The organism is Propionibacterium ruminifibrarum (assembly GCF_900289195.1).
In the GTDB taxonomy this organism is placed as follows: Bacteria; Actinomycetota; Actinomycetes; order Propionibacteriales; family Propionibacteriaceae; genus Propionibacterium; species Propionibacterium ruminifibrarum.
In genome coordinates this window covers 160,250-180,382 of sequence record NZ_OMOH01000005.1, presented here as the reverse complement: position 1 = coordinate 180,382, position 20,133 = coordinate 160,250, and the positions used below count along the sequence as shown (strand labels likewise).

The 20,133-nt window shown below is 68.2% G+C and carries 20 protein-coding genes and 1 tRNA gene; 4 read left to right on the top strand and 17 right to left on the bottom strand.

The window, feature by feature from the left end; all coding sequences use genetic code 11:
* Positions 1 to 101: 101 nt before the first annotated feature.
* Positions 102 to 611, top strand: coding sequence for a hypothetical protein (locus PROPJV5_RS07460; RefSeq protein WP_119715723.1), 510 nt, complete (start codon positions 102 to 104; stop codon positions 609 to 611).
* A 64-nt stretch (positions 612 to 675) separates the two neighbouring features.
* On the opposite strand, the gene PROPJV5_RS07455 is transcribed toward PROPJV5_RS07460, so the two are convergent.
* The 7 genes from PROPJV5_RS07455 to PROPJV5_RS07425 all read right to left on the bottom strand — a co-directional run bounded on the left by PROPJV5_RS07455 (position 676) and on the right by PROPJV5_RS07425 (position 8,295).
* Positions 676 to 1,320: a pyridoxamine 5'-phosphate oxidase family protein gene (locus PROPJV5_RS07455; RefSeq protein ID WP_119715722.1), complete on the bottom strand. Its 645-nt coding sequence runs from the start codon at positions 1,318 to 1,320 to the stop codon at positions 676 to 678.
* A gap of 240 nt (positions 1,321 to 1,560) precedes the next feature.
* Positions 1,561 to 2,364 (bottom strand): ABC transporter ATP-binding protein, encoded by an 804-nt coding sequence (locus PROPJV5_RS07450; protein WP_119715721.1) that lies wholly within the window; start codon positions 2,362 to 2,364, stop codon positions 1,561 to 1,563.
* Positions 2,358 to 3,455, bottom strand: a complete 1,098-nt coding sequence (locus tag PROPJV5_RS07445; protein WP_119715720.1) for an ABC transporter permease — start codon at positions 3,453 to 3,455, stop codon at positions 2,358 to 2,360. The genes PROPJV5_RS07450 and PROPJV5_RS07445 overlap by 7 nt, the downstream gene beginning before the upstream one ends.
* Positions 3,456 to 3,457: 2 nt before the next feature.
* On the bottom strand, positions 3,458 to 4,609 hold the full coding sequence (locus tag PROPJV5_RS07440) for an ABC transporter substrate-binding protein (RefSeq protein WP_182858633.1): 1,152 nt from the start codon (positions 4,607 to 4,609) through the stop codon (positions 3,458 to 3,460).
* A 596-nt stretch (positions 4,610 to 5,205) separates the two neighbouring features.
* Positions 5,206 to 6,957 carry an FUSC family protein gene (locus tag PROPJV5_RS07435; protein ID WP_147385397.1) on the bottom strand — a complete coding sequence of 584 codons (1,752 nt, stop codon included), beginning with the start codon at positions 6,955 to 6,957 and terminating at the stop codon, positions 5,206 to 5,208.
* A gap of 169 nt (positions 6,958 to 7,126) precedes the next feature.
* Positions 7,127 to 7,486: an SRPBCC domain-containing protein gene (locus tag PROPJV5_RS07430; RefSeq protein WP_220474384.1), complete on the bottom strand. Its 360-nt coding sequence runs from the start codon at positions 7,484 to 7,486 to the stop codon at positions 7,127 to 7,129.
* 221 nt (positions 7,487 to 7,707) lie between these two features.
* Positions 7,708 to 8,295, bottom strand: a complete 588-nt coding sequence (locus PROPJV5_RS07425) for a DNA-3-methyladenine glycosylase (protein WP_119715716.1) — start codon at positions 8,293 to 8,295, stop codon at positions 7,708 to 7,710.
* 133 nt (positions 8,296 to 8,428) lie between these two features.
* Between PROPJV5_RS07425 and PROPJV5_RS07420 the strand changes: the two genes are divergently transcribed.
* Entirely contained in the window at positions 8,429 to 9,400 is a 972-nt protein-coding gene (locus PROPJV5_RS07420; protein ID WP_119715715.1) for a hypothetical protein, read from the top strand.
* Between the two features lie 188 nt (positions 9,401 to 9,588).
* Positions 9,589 to 10,185, top strand: coding sequence for an NUDIX hydrolase (locus PROPJV5_RS07415; protein ID WP_119715835.1), 597 nt, complete (start codon positions 9,589 to 9,591; stop codon positions 10,183 to 10,185).
* 73 nt (positions 10,186 to 10,258) lie between these two features.
* Here the strand turns inward: PROPJV5_RS07415 and PROPJV5_RS07410 are convergent, their stop codons facing one another.
* Entirely contained in the window at positions 10,259 to 11,098 is an 840-nt protein-coding gene (locus PROPJV5_RS07410) for a Bax inhibitor-1/YccA family protein (protein ID WP_182858632.1), read from the bottom strand.
* Between the two features lie 235 nt (positions 11,099 to 11,333).
* Here PROPJV5_RS07410 and PROPJV5_RS07405 point away from each other — a divergent pair, with 235 nt between their 5' ends.
* A complete protein-coding gene (locus tag PROPJV5_RS07405; protein WP_119715713.1) occupies positions 11,334 to 11,720 on the top strand; it encodes a VOC family protein in 387 nt (128 codons plus the stop codon).
* Positions 11,721 to 11,738: 18 nt separating this feature from the next.
* Here PROPJV5_RS07405 and PROPJV5_RS07400 read toward each other — a convergent pair.
* From PROPJV5_RS07400 to PROPJV5_RS07355, 9 genes are all read right to left on the bottom strand, one after another.
* Positions 11,739 to 11,811 (bottom strand) — tRNA-Leu (locus tag PROPJV5_RS07400).
* Positions 11,812 to 11,868: 57 nt separating this feature from the next.
* Positions 11,869 to 12,831: a Ppx/GppA phosphatase family protein gene (locus tag PROPJV5_RS07395; RefSeq protein WP_119715712.1), complete on the bottom strand. Its 963-nt coding sequence runs from the start codon at positions 12,829 to 12,831 to the stop codon at positions 11,869 to 11,871.
* Positions 12,828 to 13,364, bottom strand: a complete 537-nt coding sequence (locus PROPJV5_RS07390; protein WP_119715711.1) for a DUF501 domain-containing protein — start codon at positions 13,362 to 13,364, stop codon at positions 12,828 to 12,830. Before PROPJV5_RS07390 ends, PROPJV5_RS07395 begins: the two co-directional genes overlap by 4 nt.
* A gap of 53 nt (positions 13,365 to 13,417) precedes the next feature.
* Entirely contained in the window at positions 13,418 to 14,065 is a 648-nt protein-coding gene (locus PROPJV5_RS12905; RefSeq protein ID WP_182858631.1) for an FtsB family cell division protein, read from the bottom strand.
* Positions 14,066 to 14,263: 198 nt separating this feature from the next.
* Positions 14,264 to 15,553 (bottom strand): phosphopyruvate hydratase, encoded by a 1,290-nt coding sequence (eno, locus tag PROPJV5_RS07380; RefSeq protein ID WP_119715710.1) that lies wholly within the window; start codon positions 15,551 to 15,553, stop codon positions 14,264 to 14,266.
* Between the two features lie 152 nt (positions 15,554 to 15,705).
* Positions 15,706 to 16,443 carry a hypothetical protein gene (locus PROPJV5_RS07375; RefSeq protein ID WP_119715709.1) on the bottom strand — a complete coding sequence of 246 codons (738 nt, stop codon included), beginning with the start codon at positions 16,441 to 16,443 and terminating at the stop codon, positions 15,706 to 15,708.
* A gap of 107 nt (positions 16,444 to 16,550) precedes the next feature.
* A complete protein-coding gene (locus PROPJV5_RS07370) occupies positions 16,551 to 17,189 on the bottom strand; it encodes a nucleoside triphosphate pyrophosphohydrolase (protein WP_119715708.1) in 639 nt (212 codons plus the stop codon).
* Entirely contained in the window at positions 17,189 to 17,725 is a 537-nt protein-coding gene (locus PROPJV5_RS07365) for a hypothetical protein (RefSeq protein ID WP_147385396.1), read from the bottom strand. The genes PROPJV5_RS07370 and PROPJV5_RS07365 overlap by 1 nt, the downstream gene beginning before the upstream one ends.
* A 733-nt stretch (positions 17,726 to 18,458) precedes the next feature.
* Positions 18,459 to 20,066, bottom strand: coding sequence for a class I adenylate-forming enzyme family protein (locus PROPJV5_RS07355; RefSeq protein WP_119715705.1), 1,608 nt, complete (start codon positions 20,064 to 20,066; stop codon positions 18,459 to 18,461).
* Positions 20,067 to 20,133: the final 67 nt, after the last annotated feature.

The window sequence follows — 20,133 nt, the reverse complement described above, 5'->3', positions numbered from 1 at the left end:
CAACGTGTGGGTGTCGGTTTCTCCCTCGGCATACGTCCAGGGAGCCGGACGGCCCACGGCCGACCGGATGCCGCAGGAGGCACCGGGGCATACTGGCGGCCATGAGACATCTGCCGCCGCCACGTGCAGCTGTCCTCCTGGCGACTGGTGTCATCGAACTCGCCATGGGTGTGGCACTCGGGTTCAGCTGGAGTCAACGGCACGACCCGCTTCACGCGGTCCTCGCCATCACCCTGCTGATCTGCGGGACCGTGACGGTCATCCTCGGCCGGCGGCCCCGGGACGCCCCGGACGGCGAGGACCGCGACCGACAGGAGGACACGGAACTGGTCCATCTGGACCGCTCGTCACTCCCGGGCGAGGACGAGGCGGACCGGCGCCGCGGCATCGACGCCGACCAGGTGCCCACGCTCGGGGAGCTGGTGGCCTGGATCGAGCAGAACCACTATCTGCCGCCCACCCCCGGGGGTCACTGGGTGCTGCGCCGTCGCGGGCAGAAGGCGGCACTCATCGTCTGCCCGGCGGGGACCTTCACCACCCGCCTGCTCGTGCCCACCGAGCAGGCGGTCGCTCCGGGCAGCCACTGGTCGATCGCCCACGAGAAGCAGTGACGGTCCGCCGGGAAGGCCTCAGCCCCAGCGGGCCCGGCCCGGTGCGCGGCACTCAAGACGAGGGTCAGCCCTCGTCCCCGCCGTCCTGGGGCCGGACGGCCCGGACGGACGCGGGCATGTCCCCCTTGGCCCAGGGGGCCGGGACCGGTTCCCCGAACCGCGTCTCGAGCGGGATGACGCCGGCCCAGCCTGCGGCCTCGCCGTCCGGTGCGCTGGGCATGCCGGTGCGCGTCTTGTAGAGCCAGTTGTCCTCCCCGATGTCCAGCGTGCAGACCATCGTCGCGGCCAGCTCCTTGTTCGTGTGCTGCGGCACCTCGCCGGAACGGCCGGGCAGATAGGAGTCGAGCAGGGCGTTGAGGGCCTCGACCTTCTCAGGGCCCTCCAGACGCTGCAGCCTGCCGCGGATCGTCGCCGACCGGTAGTTCGAGGACGTGCCGTTCCCCCTGTCACCGACGACCAGGGCGTCGACGTGGACGACGGTGAGCACGACGGGTGCGCCCGCCGCGGCGGCGCGCAGCAGGCCAGCGCCGGTGGAGCCGTGCAGGACGATCCGGTCGCCCAGCCGGCCGTAGCTGATCGGGACGGCCCAGGGCTCGCCCTCGTCGCTGACGGTCGACAGGACGGCGAACTGTTCACCGTCGAGCAGCTCGTACAGCTCCCCGCGATCATGATGTTCCCGCTCGCGGTACCGATGAATCCTGTGCTCCATGCGCCCTCCCCACGTTCGTCGCTGACATGACTCTAACAACCGGGCTCCCGCGGCATGGCCCACGTGGCCGTGGCATGCGAAGCGGGCACCCGGCCCCGGCCGGGTGCCCGCCCCCCTGTGAGGCCGCCGGAGGAGCAACCCCGGCTCTTCGGCGGCCATTCCATCGGCCCCATCACTGGCCGACGGCTCTCATGTGCCCGGGCCGGGCACAAAGCATCTCCCCCGCTCGCGCCGGCTCCGTCACTGGCCGAGCAGGTCGAGAATCCGGCGGCGCAGGTCACGGAACGCGGGGTCGTCCTGGGCACGGGGGCGGTCGAGTTCGACGGGCAGGTCGGCGATCACCCGCGCCGGCCGGGGGGAGAAGATGACGACCCGATCGGACAGGAGGAGTGCCTCCTCGACATCGTGGGTGACCATGATGCCCGTGAACCCCTGGGCCTGCCACAGGTCGGCTATCTCTCGCTGCAGGACCGAGCGGGTCAGCGCATCGAGCTTGCCGAGCGGCTCGTCGAGGAGGAGGATGCGCGGGCGGTTGGCCAGGGCCCGGGCGAGCGCGGCGCGCTGGGCCATGCCGCCGGACAGCTCCGAGGGGTAGGCGGTGCGGAAGCCGCCGAGGCCGACCATCTCGATCATCTCCTCGACGCGCTCCTGCTCGTCCTTCCGGTCGGCTGCACCACGGACCTGCGGCCCGAGCCCGATGTTCTGCTCGACGGTCAGCCAGGGCAGCAGGGTCGGGTCCTGGAAGACGACGCCGCGCGACGGGTCGGGGCCGTCGACGCGGTGGCCGTCGGCGTAGATCTCGCCGCGGATCGGCGTGTCGAGACCCGCGATGAGGCGCAGCAGGGTCGACTTGCCGCAGCCCGAGGGGCCGATGAGCGAGACGAACTGGCCGGGCTCGACCGACACGGACACGTCGTCGAGAACGGGCAGGGGTTTGCGGTGGGAGACGAAGGCGTGCACCACGTGCAGCGCGTCGACGGCGCTGCCGCCGACCGTGGCCCCGCCCCGTCCTGCCGGGTTCTGCCCTGTGATCGTGTTCACCATCGTGTCAGGTCCTTCTGCCAGGACAGGACGCGGTTGCGCACTGCCAGTTCGGCGGTCAGCAGGGAGCCGCAGATGATCACCATGAGGGCGATCGCCGCGTACATGGACGGGTAGGCGCTCCAGCCCTTCTTCCAGTTGATGTACCAGCCGAGCCCCGAGTTCACGCCCAGGGTCTCCGCGATCGTCAGCGTGACGAAGGCGGTTGGCAGGGCCATGAAGACACCGGTGAAGATGTTCGGCAGGGCTGCCGGCAGCGACACCTTGAAGATGAGGAACCGGCTGGAGGCGCCGAGGGTCTGGCACACGTCGAAGTACTCGCGGGAGACCCCTCGGATGCCCGCGCTCGTCGTCACCGCCATCGGGAACCAGACGGTCAGGGCGACCAGGAAGACGGCGGCGCTGAACGAGTTGGGGAAGGCGATGAAGACGATGGGGATCCAGGCCAGGGTCGGGACGGGGCCGATGTACTTGACGATCGGGTCGAGCCAGTAACCCGCCCGTTTCGACCAGCCCATCCACAGGCCGGTGCCGAGGCCGGCGAGGCCGCCGATCACGATGCCGACCGCCAGCAGCAGCAGCGAGTTGCCGACGGAGCGGGCCAGCAGGGTCCGGTCGGCCCAGCCCTCGGCGATGATCTGGCCGGGGCTCGGCACGTAGGGCGGGGACAGGACCCCGGTCTTCGCGGTGAGTGTCTCCCAGGCCAGGGTGACGACGGCCGTGGCGATCCACCACGGCGACCAGGCGCCGAGCCAGCGCGAGGCCGTGTCCCAGACGCGGGAGGCGAGCCACAGGGCACCGAGCAGGGCCGCGAGGATCACGGCCAGCCCGAGCGCCTGGGCCTCGCCCTTGACGAGGTAGGCGTCGGTTGGTGGGACGAGGGCGATGACCAGCGCGGTGAGAACCCACAGGGCGAAGGCGACACCGGTCTGCAGGTGGTTGACGGCGTGGGGCCGGTGGCGGCGGACCAGTTCGGCGGCGATCTGGGAATCATTCCCCAGTGCCGCGTCACGGTCCTGCGCCGACGGCACGACGCCCTGGTCCGGCACGGCGCGGTCGGCGGCGGCCGGTTGTTCCGACAGGATCGTCTTCATGCTCACCAGTCCAGTCCGAGGGTGTCGAAGGCCCTGTCGGCGAGCTGCTCCGTGTCGACGTCGTCCTCGAGGTAGCCGGTCTGCTTGAACTTCTCGATGCCCGGCATCAGCGCGGCGCGCAGCTTCGTGACCGAGGGATCCCAGCCGTACTCGGTGAGCAGGGTCTCGACGAGGTCGATGTCGCCTGCGATGTAGCCGTTGTCGACCTCGAGGTGCGCGACCTCGTTCTCATTGCCCGGCACGTAGCGCGAGCCCTCGGCCCAGGCCTCGACGAGTGCGCGGGCCACGTCCGGGTTGTTCTTGACGAGGTCGCCGTTGAGCGCGGTGCAGCAGCAGTAGTCCTGCGCGTTGGGCCCGGTCATGTTGCTGGCCAGTTCCCACCCGTAGCCCTCCTGGATCGGCCGGTAGGCGATGGGGTCGCTGGCGGCGATGGCGTCGACCTCGTTGTTCTTCAGGGCGTCGGCGACGAGGGAGGGTTCGTAGACCTTCCACTGCACCTCGCCGGCGTCGGCCGCCGGGTTGATGCCGGCGTCGACCAGGTCGAGGGAGAAGAACATGGTCGCCGAGCTGGACAGGCTGGGGACGCCGATGGTGCGCCCGCGCAGGTCGGAGACCTGCTTGATGTCGGAGTCGTTGCGCACGAGCAGGCGCAGGCAGCCGCTGTGCAGACCGGCGACGAACTTGACGTTCTGGCCCTGCTCGACGGGTTTGAGCCAGCTGTAGAAGATGCCGCTCGACGCGTCGTAGGTGCCCGATCCCACGGCGGCCTTGATGTCCTCGTCGCCGACGGTCTTCCGCAGGGTCACGTCCAGGCCGTGGTCGGCGAAGAAGCCCTTCTCGAGGGCGACGATGGCCGGGGCGTCACAGACGTCGCCCCCGTAGATGATGGTCAGTTTGCGGGCCTCGGCCGAGGCCGATGCGTCCGCTGCGGCGGCCGACCTGCCGCGGCTGTTGCCGATCAGGCCGCCGGCGATGCCGCCGACGACGAGGCCGCCTGCTGCGCCGGCCGCGACGCCGCCGAGCAGGCCGCGGCGGGACAGTCTCTTCTCGTCCCTGGCCTGCTGGGTGGTTCCGGTCTCCTGGACGACCGCGCCCGAGGGCAGGACCCTTCCGGTCTCGCCCGAGCCGTCGGTGGGGTTGTTCGTGTCAGACATCTGCTTCTTCTCTTGTCCTCGTCTTGGCTGTTTTCCTGGGGTCTGGCAGGGGCCCATGTCGGGCGGGCGCGGTTGAGGGCGCACCGGCCCCATGGGTTCCTGGTGATGGTGTGTCTGGAGAAACCGGGTGAGCGCCTGCTGTCCTGAGGGCTCACGGGAACGGGCCGGCCGGACCGGCCACTCCCCCGGTACGTGTCAGGGGATGCGGGAAGGGCTCACAGACACTGGGCTGCGCGGACGCAACAGTCGACCGCGGGCGCCTGGATTCGGCGGGCCGCCGGCCGGCAGATGGTGCGCTGAGCCATGTGCGTACTCCTCAGGGGCTGGGAACAGCCCGACCCTACAACGCCGCCATGAGCGGCGGGCGGTCCCGACGGGCCGCCATGACGCACCACCATAGGTCACGGATGGGGGGCGGGCAAGAAGCCGTCCGATCACCGGCCGCTTCCGGCTCCGGTCGTCTCCCGCCGCGAGGTCCGCCGTGTCTGCCGGTGGCCGTCGGCCGTCCGCGTCGGGCCCGGTGAACGCGGTGCCCGATGGGGCAGAGGCACCGGTGCCCGGGGCCTGCGTCCGGGCTCGCGGCAGGGGCCGGTCCGTCAGCCGCCTGCCCTGGTCCTCTTGGAGTTCTCGCTCATGTAGTGCCGGTGGATCGTTCGCACCTGGGTGGTGAAGGCCTGCGTCTCGATGGTCCTGGGGGAGATCCGCGGCAGCGAGTCGAGCAGCCTGGACAGCTCACGGCGCGCCTGCGCCGCCGCCGGGTCGCCGCCGGGCAGCCGCCGCCAGCACGAGGCCATCACGTCGAACCCGAAGAGGTTGACCTCCTCCTGCACGCTCTGCCACCGCGCGAGCGCCTCCGGATCGTCCGGCCGCTGCGATGAGAGGACCTGGGAGGCGCGGCCGAGTTCGAAGACCATGGTGCGGCGGTCCTCGCGTGATGCGCGGGTGAGGAGCCTGCCGTCGGCGAGATCGGCCAGCACCTGCTCGATGCGCCGCAGCGTGCGGCGGTACTGGCTCCGCACGAGCAGCACGGGGGCGCTGCGTCCGACGAGCCAGATCATCAGGGTGGCCGCCGTGACCCCGATGAGGGTCTCGACGAAACGATCCCGCATGAGCGCGGTGATGTCGGCGCGGGAGGCGACCGGCGTCATCATGAGCGAGAAGACCGTGATGAACACCACGGCCAGCGCGTAGTTGCGGGTGACGATGACCTCCAGCGCGTAGATCATGACGACGATGATGCCGACGCGGACCCACGGGGCCGGCTGCAGGGCGATGATGCCGAAGTAGCAGAACACTCCGGCGCCGGTGCCGATGACGCGGTGGGCGGCTCGGATCGTCAGGTCGGCGCGGGAGGCACCCATGTGCAGGACGATGAGGCTCGACAGGATCGCCCAGTACGCGTGACCCACCGGCGAGGCGATCATCATCGTCGACCCGAGAAAGACGGCCAGCGCGGCCCGGCCGGCGACCAGCCAGGGCCTGGAGCCGCGGTCCAGCGCGGTGGCCAGCAGGTACCGCACCGGTGGACGGCCCAGCGGGACGCGGCGGAAGTTCTCGCCGATGTCGAGGCTGGAGGTGGGGAATGATTCGGAGCGCAGGACGTCGATGAGGTTCAGGTGAATGCCCATGAGCCGTTCCTCGACGTCGCGGCGGGCCGCGGTACGGCCCGTCATGCGGCGGCGGCCGGTGCGCAGGACGTGCCAGGCGTTGTTCACCGCGAAGACGGCTCTCGAACGCATCCGGTTCGCGTGCCGAGCCGCACAGTCGTCCGGACGATCGCGGTAGGCGCTGACCGCCTCGTCGGCCTCGTCCACGGCTTCGCGTTCGGGAGCCAGCAGGTCGGTGGTCAGGATGAGCACCGAGGCCAGTGAGGCGGTGAGCCACGAGAAACCGGTGACCCGGAGCAGCGTGGTCAGGGCGTAGCCGTTGGCCGTCATGTAGGCCGAGAAGGCCGCCGCGAAGAGCGTGTTGATGGGGCCCGGCGGACCGACGAGCAGGGCATGCCAGGTCCACACGACGACGAGGGTGAGCAGGCAGAACAGGGGCGGCATCAGCCATCTGTACGGGCTGACGAGTGCACCGATGCACTCCATCGCCAGAGTCGCGAGGCCGACGCTGAGCAGCGCCGTGATGCGGTTGCGCATCGGCGCCTCGCGGCCGGTGTGCGCGGCCTGTGCGCCGATGAGACCCATCGCCCCCAGCGAGGGCCCGAAGACGAGGCAGGATGCGATGAGGCCGGTGGCGACGGCCGCGCACCAGCGGACCGCGCGGATGCTCCGCCCGGGCTCGGGCCTCAGCACGATGAGGCTGCGCCCGAGCCTGCCCGCTGATCGTCGTGCCGTTCCCACCCGGACGAGTTTAGGGACCCCTCCCCCGCGGGCGCGCCATGGTTGCCACCCCGCCGGTTCTCATGGCAGCTACGGCCGGCCGCCGGGGAGCCGGATGCGGCGCGCCCCTCCGGCCTGTCGGTTCCGGAGGGGCGCGCCGCCACGGGGTGATCGTGTGAGATTCCTCGGTTCAGAAGCAGTCGCTCTCGATGCGTTCGAGCGCGACCTCCCAGCGGCCCTGAAGATAGGCCGGGTCGACGCCCTCGGCGAGTCTTGTGTGGGTCACGGTGAGTTCGGTGTGGTCGTCATCGGGGGCCGTCACCTTCAGGTCGACCAGTGAGGCGGGGGCGTCGTCGTCCTTGCGCCACCAGAACCTGACCTGTTCGAGCGGGTGGAAGCTTCTGATCACGCCCGAGCGGCCGTCCGCGGCCTTCCAGGCCTGGCCCTTCTCGCCGAGCATGGCGCCTCGGCCCAGCAGCGCCTCGGAGCCCTTCTTCGTCATGAGCACCCCCCATACCTTCTTCAGCGGCTGGGCGATGGTCCGCGTCACGACGACGCCTTCGGGCGAGGGTTCGGGCGTCTCATTCCTTGACTGTTCCGACATGGGAACCTCGATTCATCCGACGGTTTCTTCATGTGGGTCGGGCCGGCACTCGGATCGTCCGCAGCGCTGCGACTCGACGTACCCAAACCCTAGTCTGCTGGGCACCCCGGTGGGAACAGGTGGGGGCCTGTTCTGCGTCGCGGACCATGCCGCCGCCGTCCGCGAGGTCATGGGCGCCATGGCGTGCCGCGCCGACGGGCCGACACGGTGGGTTCATCGGCGAGCCAGAACCGCAGTGGCGCATCGGCCGCCCGCGTGATGCCGATGCGCGGCCCCACGAGGACCCGACCGCGGCCGGGCCCGGGCTCGATGAGTTCGAACAGATCGTCACGGCCTCCCAACGGCAGGCCGTTGTCGGCCAGGTCGAGGCCGAGCGCCCTGCCCAGGTTGCCGGGCCCCCTGGCCAGCTGCGTGTCGGGCCTGTCCGGGGCCAGCCGTCTGCGCTCCCTGGCGCGGTCCGCGCCGGCGACGACCTCTCCGGCGCGCATGAGGACGGCCGAGGCCTGCCCGGCGGGTGAGCAGACGATGTTGCCGGCGCGGTGGATGCCGTAGCTGACGTAGACGTAGACGGTGCCGGGGGCGCCGAACATGACAGCGGCCCTTCCCCGCTCCCCGCGGTAGGCGTGCGAGGCAGGGTCGTCGGTGCCCAGATAGGCCTCGACCTCGGTCAGTCGCACCGCGACCTCACCACGCCGGATGACCGCCCCGAGCAGTCCGGGGGCGATCTCGTCGGCACGTCCGCTCAGATCGATCACGGCCCCAGTGTGCACCAGGGGTGCCCCTCGTGGCAGCCGCAGCCGGCGTCCAGGCGCCTCGTTCGTGCCGGTCCGCCTCGCCTCACCGCGTGCCGGCCCACTCCCGTTGGCCCACCGGACGTAGCGTGGGCTCATGCACATCGGTACCGCCCGCGCCCGCGCGGCCCTGTGCGCCCTCATCGCCGGGGCCCTCGTCCTCGCCGGCTGTGCACGGGGCTCGGACACGACCGATCCCAGCGTCTCCCCCTCGCCGTCGAGGAGCGCCTCCGCGTCCAGTTCCGGCGCCAGCCCAACGCCCGCGTATGACCTGGCCCAGCCCGGCAGGGCGAGACAGGTCATCGACTTCCTGCGCAGCGCCAGCGGCGACCGACCGGTGCTGCGCATCGAGATCACCGCGGAATCGGCGAACCTCACCTATCTGAGCGAGGACGAGGAGGCCGAGACGATCGGCTACGCCAACGGCTCGATCGCGCACCTGGACGCCACCATCGAGTACATCGACCAGGCCCAGTTCGACCCCGACGACTTCGCCTTCGACGACGTGGCGGCCCTGTTCGAGACGGCGGCCAGGATCTCCGGCTCCGACCAGGACCAGGACCTGCAGATCAACGAGTACGACCACGGCAATGTGCTCATGACGGTCACGACGACCCCCGAATCGAGCACGGTCTTCTTCCGCTCCGACGGTTCGGTCATCAACAAGCTCAACCTGACCCGGGCCGCTGACATCGCCGAGGCGCTGGCCGACACCGTCCAGGACTCGCCCCAGATCCTCTCGGTGACGATCGAGCGGGACGCCCTGACCGTCCGGGTACGCACCAGCGAGTCGACCGTCGAGGAGCGGACACGTCGCGCGAGCCTGCCGACGATCGTCTCGACGATCAAGAACAGCGACAAGGACCCCTCGTTCGATCCCGCCACCATCAATCCCGAGGTCATCGCCCGGCTCATCGCGCAAACCGCCAACCGGGCCGGAAACGCCTCCGCCTCCGACGTGACGGTGCGGATCGGCGTCGACACCGGCGACACCGATCCGCGCATGAGTTTCCAGACCGGCAGCACCGAGGTCGTGACGGACATGAATGGCACGACCCTGAAGAAATGACCCTGCCGGCGAACAGCCGGCCGCCGACGGCGCGCATCCCCGCCGCGGCTACGACGTGGAAGAATTGAGTGGTGCGCATCGTTGGGGTTCATCATCTGGTCGAGGGACCTGTCGTCGATGTGACAGTCGGGCACGGACAGGATCCCCGCCTGCTCCTGTGGAGCAAGGGCTGGACGATCAGTGACTGGATGTCGGCCTCGGGCAGCGACGACGGGATCGTCATGACGGCCCGGGTGGCCCAGCGCTACGCGGGCAGTCGCATGCCCCGTCGGCACGCGCACCGCGTCCACGCCGAACCGGTCAGGGCCGACGTCGAGCCCGTGCCTCACCAACGGGTGGCCGCCTACGCGATCGTCAGGTCGGCCATGGGCGTGCTCGGCACGATCTGCAGCCGGCGCACCGCTGTTCCCGGGCGCTGGCAGCTGCCGGGCGGTGGCGTCGAGCCGGGCGAGACACCCAGCCAGGCCGTCATCCGCGAGGTCCTCGAGGAGACCGGCCAGCACGTGAGGATCCTGCGCGTGGTCGACCTCCAGTCGGACCACTGGATCGGGACCTCCCCCGCCGGGGTGCTCGAGGACTTCCAGGCGCTGCGCATCATCTACACGGCCATCTGCTCGGATCCGACGGTTCCCCGGGTGCTCGACGTCGGCGGCACCACCGAGTCGGCGCGTTGGATCCCGGATCACCACTGGCGCTCACTGCCATGGACGTCCGGCGCGCGGTCGGCTCTCGACAAGCACCTGGGCACGATTCCCGGCAATCACCTGAGTGATGACCGCCGGTGAGGCCGGCATGACGAGGGGCCCCGCACCCCTGGGTGCGAGGCCCCTCGCCTGATCCGTGCTGTCCGCCTCGGGCTCAGTTGCCGCGGACGAAGCTGAGGATGCGCAGAATGTTCGTGTAGAGCCACACCAGGGTGACCATCAGGCCGAAACCGGCGCGCCAGGACTCCTTCGCCGGGGCGCCCATGCGCACGCCGCGCTCGCACTCCTCAAGGTCGGTGAGCAGGCAGAAGACGGCCAGGACGACGCCGACCCCGGCGAAGAGCCAGCTCAGGGGTCCCGCGCTGGCCCCGATGTTGGTCAGGCCGAGGCTGCCGCCGGCGATGACGACGACGAAGTTGATGAGCGCCACGACCGCGTAGGCGATGACCGACAGGGCGACGATGCGGCGCAGCCGACCGCTGACGCGCACGTTGAGGTAGCGGTACGCGGCGAAGACGACGGCTGAGGCAGCAAGTGTGCCGAGCACGGCCTGGGAGACGATGCCCGGGTACAGGTACTCGAAGACGCGGCTCCAAGCACCGAGCATGAAGCCCTCGGCGACGGTGTAGACCATGATGCCGGGAACCGAGACCACGTGGCGGGGCGTGATGATGAAGGCGGTCACGAGCGCGACCAGTGACGAGACGATGGCCACCGGGTAGAGCATCGTGACGGGCAGGAAGAACCATGTGACGGCGGCCGCGGCGAGCAGGACGACGAACAGCGTGCCGGTCTTGGCGAGCACGTCATTGATCGTCATGACGTCGCCGGGCCGCGCCTGCGGCGCGTAGCCGTAGGCCTGCTGACCCTGCAGCGGCTGACCGTAACCGGGCTGGGCGTACTGCTGCTGGTAGCCGAGGTTCTGGTAGCTGGCCTGCTGATATCCAGGAGTGAAGGCGTCACTCCTGCTGAGAACGGGATTCGTGCTTCGCACGGTGCTCCTATCGATCGAAGGGCCTCATCCGGCCTTTGATCCAGGCTACCGGAACGCGTTGCGCAGCCGAAGGATCGTTCACCCGCAGCGCCCCCGGAAGGGCCGTACGACGCGCGGATGAGATCCGATGCGCCGGGGATCCGGCTCCGGGCACAGTTGCCTCCGCGCACGAGCACCCGACGGGAACGTATCGTGGTGCTGTCGCACCAGCAGCACGTCACATCAGGAGGCCACCATGTCCGTGTCGGTCAACCACGTCGCCGTCCTCGTGACCGATCTGGACCGCTCCCGTGCCTTCTACGAGGAGTACTTCGAGGCCGAGGCCGGTCGGCTCTACCACAACCCGAGGACAGGGCTGCGGACCTACTTCCTCACCTTCCCAGGGGGTGCGCGGCTGGAGCTCATGACCCGACCTGGCACGGGCCCGCAGCCGGGCCCCGACGCGCTGGGCTGGAGTCATGTGGCTTTCTCGGTGGGCTCGGAGCGAGCGGTTGATGAACTCACCGCTCGGCTCGCCGCCGCCGGCTTCGTCATCGCCGATGGCCCGCGGACGACGGGTGACGGCTACTACGAGAGTGTCGTGCTCGACCCCGACGGGAACCGGGTCGAGATCACGGTCTGAGACCGGCGCCGTCCGATGTGCCCCCGGCGAGAGTCGAACTCGCACTTGAGCGGGTTTAAGCCGCCTGCCTCTGCCATTGGGCTACGGGGGCCGCGTCCAAGACTATCGGCCACGACGGGCGGCAGCCCACTGTCCGGTCTGAGCGGGCTCAGCGCCCAGCCGGCTCCCGGCCTGGGCCGCCGGTGAGCAGCCCCAGGGCCACGCCGTCGAGGATGTCCGCCTCGGAGGCGATGAGTTCGGCCGCTCCGACGCGCCGGACGATCTCGTCGACGATGAGGGCGCCGGCGCAGAGCACCTCGGCGCGCTGCGGCTGAACGGGGCCCCAGCAGGTGATCTCCGCGATCGTACTGGTCAGCAGCCGGTCGGTGACCGCGTGCACGGCCTCGGCGCTCATGGCGGCCCCGTGCACCCTGGCCCGATCGTAGCGGTGCAGCCTGAGGGCGAGCGCCGTCATCGAGGTCACCGTGCCGGCGACACCGATGAACGAGCCGATGCCGGTCAGGTCGAGGCCGGCGTCGTCCAGCTCGTGCCGGACGAATTCGCGGGCCCCGGCGATCTCGGCCGGCGTGGGCGGGTCGCCATGCAGCATGCGCTCGCGGAGCCGCCGTGACCCGATGTCGAGGCTGACGCCCTTCGTCACAGCGGTGGCGCCGTTCGTACAGCAGCCCGCCGTACCCCGCACGAGCTCGGTGGAGCCGCCGCCGCTGTCCATGACCAGCACCGGGTTCCTCGGGCACCGGATACCGCTGACGGCACCGGCGAAACTCAGCCGGGACTCCTCGACGCCGCTGATCACCTCGGGTTCGATGGCCATGCGCTCACGCACGCCCTCGAAGAGCACCTCACGGTTGGCGGCGTCCCGGGTGGCCGAGGTGGCGACGAAACGCGCCCTGGCACAGTCCAGGTCGGCGATGATCTCGGCGTACTGCTCGCAGGCCCTGAAGGCCCGTTGCAGGGCATCGGGGGTGAAACGCCCGGTGGCGTCCACCCCCTCCCCCAGCCCGACGAAGGTCAGGCGACGGTCGAGCTCCCTGAGGGAGCCGTCGGAGTCGAGGGCGGCCACGAACAGGCGCAGGGTGTTGGTTCCACAGTCGATGGCCGCAACTCTCATGACAGGACGTCCTTCCGGCCCGCGCCCAGCGGCGCGTCATGGTAGGGACAGGGCTTGTCCCAGAACGGCCCCATGAGGTCGAGCGCCTCGTCCCCGATCGGGTTGACGCCCCGCCCGGCGGCCAGCGCATGACCGACGAGGGCGTGCAGGCACTTGACGCGCCCGGGCATCCCGCCGGCGCTGACGTTCCTGATCTCGGGGACCTCGCCGTGCGCGGCGCGATCGGCGAGGTAGGCCTCGTGGGCGCGCCGGTAGGCCGCCGCCAGCTCCGTGTCGCGCTCGAGACGAGCCGTCATCTCGGCCATGAGGCCACTGGACTCCAGGCGTGAGCACTCGGTGACGGCGCGGGGCTCGGTGAGGTAGTAGAACGTGGGGAAGGGCGAACCGCTGGGCAACCGGGGCTCGGTCGCGATGACTCCGGGGCAACCGCACGGGCTGCGCCACGCCACACCGACGAGCCCACGGGGAGCCCGGCCCAGCTGCCCGGCAATGATCCTCAGATCTTCATCGTTCAGAGGTTCGAGCTGACGCACGGTTCAATTCTTCCACGGCGCGAGCGAAGGACCGGCACGCGCCGGGGGTGGGCTCAGCCACCAGGGGTGGGGGTGGCGCCGCCCTCGGTGACGACCCGTTCGTCATCGACGCTGGGCGGCGCGCTCGTCGGGGCGTCGGCCTCGCCGACCGAGCTCCAGATGCGTTCCCACCAGGACTGATCCTCGCTGGTCGAGGCCCCCGTGTGGTCGATGCCCGAGCCGCCGCCGTAGGGCTGACCGTCCTCGTCGATCACCTGGTAGCCGACCTCACCGGCCTGCACCCAGCCGAGCCGGGCACGGGCCTGGGCCCGCACGTAGTTGGGGTCCGACCAGCGTTCCTGTTCCGTGAGCAGGTCGGCGATGTGCTCGTTGCTCGCGATGATCTGCGCGCGCGCCTCGGCCATCTGCCGTCTCTGGTTCAGGTAGACGGTCAGGTTCGAGATGATCGAGAAGATGAGCATGGCCCCGACGAGCAGGACGGCGACCAGACGTTTCGTCAGGTGGATCCCGCCGCGATCGGCCGGGAGCTGCTCGGCGGCCTCCCCGTCGCTGGAAGTCGCCTCCGGGCCAGCCTGCACCTGCACGCGGTTCCTGTCGCGTGAGCTGTGCCGGGAGGACGCGCGCTGCGCCGTGCGACGCGACGGCGTGTCGCCGGCCGGGGGACGCGCCCCGGCGGGCCGGCCGGACCGTGGGGAAGTCATGTCCGACATTGTAGGCCCGCGGCCGGCCCGTCCCCTTGGTGGCGGCCTCGCCTGTCATGGGTTCGCACGGTTCTTCCGGGGTGGCCCGGGGCACGAGTCAGGGCACCGGTCCAGGGCATGGTCGGAGGGCGGCACCGTGGGGCGCCGCCCTCCGGATCAGGGGCCGGTCAGGTCAGTGCACCTGGCCGTCCAGGACATTCACCACTTGTCGGCGTCGAAGCGCGGGAAGGCTCCTGCACCTGCGTACTCGGCCGTCTCGTCGAGGTCCTCCTCGATGCGGATGAGCTGGTTGTACTTGGCGATGCGCTCGCCACGGGCCGGGGCGCCGGACTTGATCTGGCCGCAGCCGAGCGCAACGGCGAGATCGGCGATCGTCGTGTCCTCGGTCTCACCGGAGCGGTGGCTCATCATCGAATGGAAGCCGTTGCGGTGTGCCAGGTTGACCGCGTCGATGGTCTCGGTGAGCGAGCCGATCTGGTTCACCTTGACGAGCAGGGCGTTGGCCGACTTGGTGTCGATACCCCACTTGAGGCGCTTGACGTTGGTGACGAACAGGTCGTCACCGACGAGCTGGACCTTGTCACCGATGCGCTCGGTGAGGGTGGCCCAGCCCTCCCAGTCCTCCTCGTTCAGCGGGTCCTCGATGGAGACCAGCGGGTACTTGTCCACGAGTTCCTCGTAGTACTTGATCATCTCGGCGGAGCTGCGCTCCTTGCCCTCGAAGGTGTACTTGCCACCGTCGTAGAACTCGCTCGCCGCGCAGTCGAGGGCCAGGGCGACGTCCTTGCCCGGCTTGTAACCGGCCTTCTTGATGGCCTCCTCGATCAGGTCGAGAGCGGCGGCATTGGACTCCAGGTTGGGAGCGAAACCGCCCTCGTCGCCCAGGCCGGTGTTGAGACCCTTGTCCTTGAGGACCGCCTTGAGGGCGTGGTAAACCTCTGCGCCGACGCGGAAGGCCTCGGCGAAGCTGGAGGCGCCGATCGGGGCGATCATGAATTCCTGGATGTCGACGTTGGAGTCGGCGTGCGCGCCGCCGTTGAGGATGTTCATCATCGGGACGGGCAGCTGATTGGCGGTGGGGCCACCGAGGTACTTGTACAGCGGCAGCTCGGCCGAGTCGGCCGAGGCCTTGGCGGCCGCCAGGGAGACGCCGAGGATGGCGTTCGCCCCGAGCTTGCCCTTGTTGTCCGTGCCGTCGAGCTCGATCATGGCGGCATCCAGTTCGCGCTGGTTGCTGGCCTCCATGCCGAGGACCTCTTCGCCGATGGCCTCGACGACGTTGCTGACGGCCTTCTGGACGCCCTTGCCGCCGTAACGGCTCTTGTCGCCGTCACGGAGCTCGACTGCCTCGAAGGCGCCGGTGGACGCACCCGACGGAACTGCCGCGCGGGCGGAGGAACCGTCATCAAGGACGACCTCAACCTCGACGGTCGGGTTGCCGCGCGAATCGAGGATCTCGCGAGCCTCAAGGAATTCGATAACTGCCACGGGTGTTGACCTTTCAGTGTGTCGGTGAACCTGCGGAACTGCGGGCTCTCACTCTCGCGCGCCAATCCTATCGGTTCACCACCGGCCCGAGCCATGGTTCCTGGGGCGCTCATCAGGCGAGACGGAGGGCGGCCGACGATGAGGGCGGCGGTTCACAGCGCGTTGACGAGTGCGCTGACCTCGTTCATGATCTGGTCGTCCCAGGCCCGGCTCGTGGCTCCGTCGGCGTCGGGGCCGACCTGCGTGGGCTGGATCTCGATGACGCGGCCGTACTTGACGGTGGCGCACAGCCCGCGGTGGATGTTCTTGGTCGGGTTGATGCCCTCGGCGCAGCTCCACTCCAGGCCCTGCACCGTGGTGGTACGGATGACGACGTCCGGGGCGCCCTCGTCGACGAAGGCGTCGCGTGCGCTGGTGACGACGGTGTCGAAGTAGGGATCGTCGACCGATGCGACCGGGCCGAGTTCACCGTTCTGGCCGGCGAAGTAGGCGCGCAGGAAGATCTGGCGGCTGGAGTCGCCCGTGACGTACTGGACGGTCATCTCGTGGTTGGGCGGGTCGCTCTTGAGACGGCGCTGGGGCAGTCCGCCGAGTTCGTCGGCCGCGATGCGTTGGAAGTCGTTGGTGCGCTTGCCCTCGTACTCGTCGCTCACGGCGCCGCCCGAGGCGCTGGAGGACGCCGTGGACGAGACCGGGCTCGACGCCGAACGGCTCGGCGAGGCGGTACCGCTGGAGCCGGCGGGCGAGACGAACGCGGAGGAGGCGGACCGGGCGGCCGTGGATGCGTCCGCACCGGTCTGGGAGTCGTTGTCGGTGGGGCCGAGGCAGGCGCTGACGAGAAGCAGAGTGGACACGCCGAGACCGAGGATGAGGGCCGGGATGCGAGCCATGGCAGCCTCCTTTCATTTGCATATGCGAATAACTAAACGAAATCAGCAAATTCACACAATGTCAAGGCTGCGTCCGCGCACCGGACGGTGCGCCGGCTCGGGCCCGCCTAGGATTTCTCAGCGTCCCTGATAGTGTCCTCCCAGGCTCGGGTGGCGTCACGAACGGCTTGGTCGATGTCGACGCCGCTCGCCTGGGCTCTTTGCACCAGCAAAAGGACTTGTGTACCGGCCTCCTCGGCGGTGATCGGTTCGTCGGCGAACGGCACCTGGTCCGGTCCCCCGTTGTCCAGGCGCTGGGCCGTCTTCGCCGCACGGGCCAGGGTCGGCAGGGACTCGGCGATGCCGTCCAGGCAGGAGTCCCGGCGCTTGGCGGCGCGCTTGCGCACCTCCCAGAGGGTGTCCAGGTCGTCCGGGGTGTCCTCGCCGGCGAAGACGTGGGGATGGCGCCGCACCAGCTTGTCGGCGATGGCGGCGGCGACGTCGTCGATGGTGAAGAGCCCGTCCTCCTCGGCGAGCCTGGCGTGGAAGACCACCTGCATGAGGACGTCCCCGAGTTCCTCGCGCAGGTCCTCGTCGCTGCCGGTCTCGATGGCGTCGACCAGTTCGGCGGACTCCTCGATGAGGTGCTTGACGAGGCTGCGGTGCGTCTGCGCGGCATCCCACGGGCAGTCGACCCGCAGCCGGTCCATCACCTGCACGAGGCGCTCGAACTGGGCGCCCCTGGGTTCGGGGTCCTCAGCGACCATCAGCTCTCACTGCGTGAGGACAGCGAACCGGTGCCCTCGATGGTGAGTTCGTCGAGATCCCAGGTGCCGTACCTGGGGTTGATCTCGACCTCGACGTCGGCGGCCTGGGCGAGAGCGGTGGCCTCACCCTCCATGGAGACGTAGGCGGTGAGCTTGACGATGCCCATGAAGGCGTCGGTGCAGTTGGCGGTGGTGGTGAACAGCTCGGAGTTCCTCAGCCCGGCACGGGCCTCCTGGAGCTCACTGTCGGAGACGGTGATGTTGGCGCGCTCGATGAGGGCGTCGGCCATGAGGCCCTGCGCGACCCAGGAGGCGACGTTCCGGCGCACCTCACCGTCTGGGTACTGGCCGCCGAGACCGGCTATGTCGAGGGCCTCGGAGCACCCCTCGGTGAGGGCGTCGAGGTGGTTCTCGGAGACCGTCACGTCGTCAATGACCATCGCGGTACTGGCGCTGGGTGCGCAGCCGGTGACAAGGGCCAGGGCGATGGCGGGCAGGCCGAGCCGGGCGAGAAGAGGGATTCGGCGAGAGGTCATCTGAGTCTCCTTGACGTGCTGGAACCGTTCCGGACGTCGTGGGCCGGACGGGATCGGTCGTCGCAAGAGAGCATAGGCGAGCAGGCGAACACGATCCAAGTGTATCCTGTAGTTGAGGCATACTTACCTTTCCAGTTGATTCTGTCGAGGGTTTTGTCCATACGAATGGATGTTTGCGTTTGTCCCAGCCAGTGATGAACTGCGGCCCTTGCCACCGAGGTGAAGGTGCTGCGGTGGATAGCTTGACGTTCAGCAATGAAGAACCAGGAGGGTTATGCAAAACTCTGGAGTGATATAGGTTTTTCGGACAGTGGTTAATGGTTGGTTTAGGCTGCTGTCTGCTGGTGTTGCCTCCATTCGGTATCGACTTGGTTGGGAGTCTGGTAATCGATGGCCGAGTGGAGGCGTTTGCGATCGAGTCGTACTCGATCCAGGCTGTCACGTCCTGGGCTGCGTACTGACGGGTCGGGTAGACCTTACGGTTCACGAGTTCGTTCTTCAGGATCGCATTGAAGGACTCGGCAGCGGCATTGTCGAAGCAGCTACCGATCCGGCCCACGGATTGGAGAATCCCATGGTCGGTCATCATCTTTCAACTGGTACGAATCAGATCGAACGCTTTAACCCGCTGGATTTCAAGGCTAAGATCCACATCCAGATCGACAAGGCCTTGACGATGACCTAATCGCTCCACCGACACGATGGAGCCTCATTTTACTCGGGACCACCATAATCAGAAACCATCTGAATGGGCGTACATGGCTCTCAAGGCAGGTTTATCAATCTTTCCCGTTCCGTTCCTGATGACTGGGGCAAAGATGATGTGCCGCGGACGCTTGTAGCGCGGCAATTCCTCACACAAGGCGAATACGTCTGTTGAAGTGAGCACAACATCAGGCTTCACCTCCACGACTGCAGCCGCAACCTCTCCGAGGCGCTCATCGGGAAGACCTATCAGTGCGACATCTTTGACCCGCGGGTCCCCCGCTAAGAATCGCTCGATCTGCCCAGGGTAGATGTTCTCACCCCCGCTGATGATCACATCCTTCTTCCTATCTACGAGCCACAGGAAACCATCGGGATCTTCCTCAACGATATCTCCGGTCAGGAGCCACCCGTCGGAATCGAGAACCGCCCGTGTGGCGGTCTCATCCTTGAAGTAGCCCTTCATAACCCCGGGGCCACGGACTGCGAGTTCGCCACGCTGCCCCCGCACCACATCGCGACCGCAATCATCGACCACCTTGGTCCGCCATCCATATCCTGCGCGCCCTATAGCTCCCGCGTGGTCGACGTTGTCGACGCCGAGATGGACACACCCGGGACCTGTAGCCTCGGTCAAACCGTAGTTCGTGTCATAGCGTTGATTTGGGAAAGTCTCCTGCCATCTCCAGATGAGGTTCTCTGGAACCGGTTGAGCACCGATATGCATAAGCCGCCACTGGTCCAGTTCATGCGCTGCAGGATCGAGTTCTCCCCGTTCGATGGCCAGCAGGATGTCCTGCGCCCATGGAACCAGCAGCCACACGATGGTGCATTTCTCAGCGCTGACCGCTGCTAGGATCGACCATGGGGTCACTCCACGCAGCAACACACACCGTCCGCCTGTGAGCAGACTCCCGAACCAATGCATCTTCGCGCCGGCGTGGTACAGAGGTGGAATACACAGGAAGACGTCGTCGCCTGTCTGGGAGTGGTGATTCTGCTCGGCCCGCGCAGCGTGAATCAGGGCTGAATGGCAATGAAGGATCGCTTTAGGGAAACCCGTCGTGCCGCTTGAGAAATAGATGGCTGCATCGTCGGAAGGATCGGTGAGAATGCAGGGGTCAACGGCGGACGGATCCCCAACGAATGGCTCTGCGAACTCCGGACACGGACCGCCCACCATGAGCATCGCGCACCGCCCTTCACGGGCCGATTGGGTCTCAGCGAGTCTGGCAGTGAATTCCGAGCCAAACACGAGAGCCTTGACTTCTGCGAGTTCGAGGCAGTAGTCGATCTCCGCTGATTCATAACGGAAGTTCAGCGGGACGACAACCGCCCCTGCCTTGAGAACTCCGAAGTAGACGGGTAGCCACTCGATCCCGTTGAGCATAAGGATCCCGACGCGGTCACCCGTGCTGATTCCGCGAGTCATGAGGAAACCAGCCCATTGGTTGGAAAGCTGGTTGAACTCTGACCAGCTCAGTTCACGACGGACACACCAAGCCGCCAGGTTATGACGCCAGCCCGATGGCTCCTCCGGGACCCACTGGGTCCTGACATCTACGTCCAATTCAACGAGAGCACACTGTTCGCCGATTTCACGGGCGTTCTTCCTCAGAAGATCAACGATGCTCATCGGGATGGCCTTTCCCGAACGAGTTGGCAAAAAACGCCGACGGTTTCTTTGAAACAGATGGCAAAGA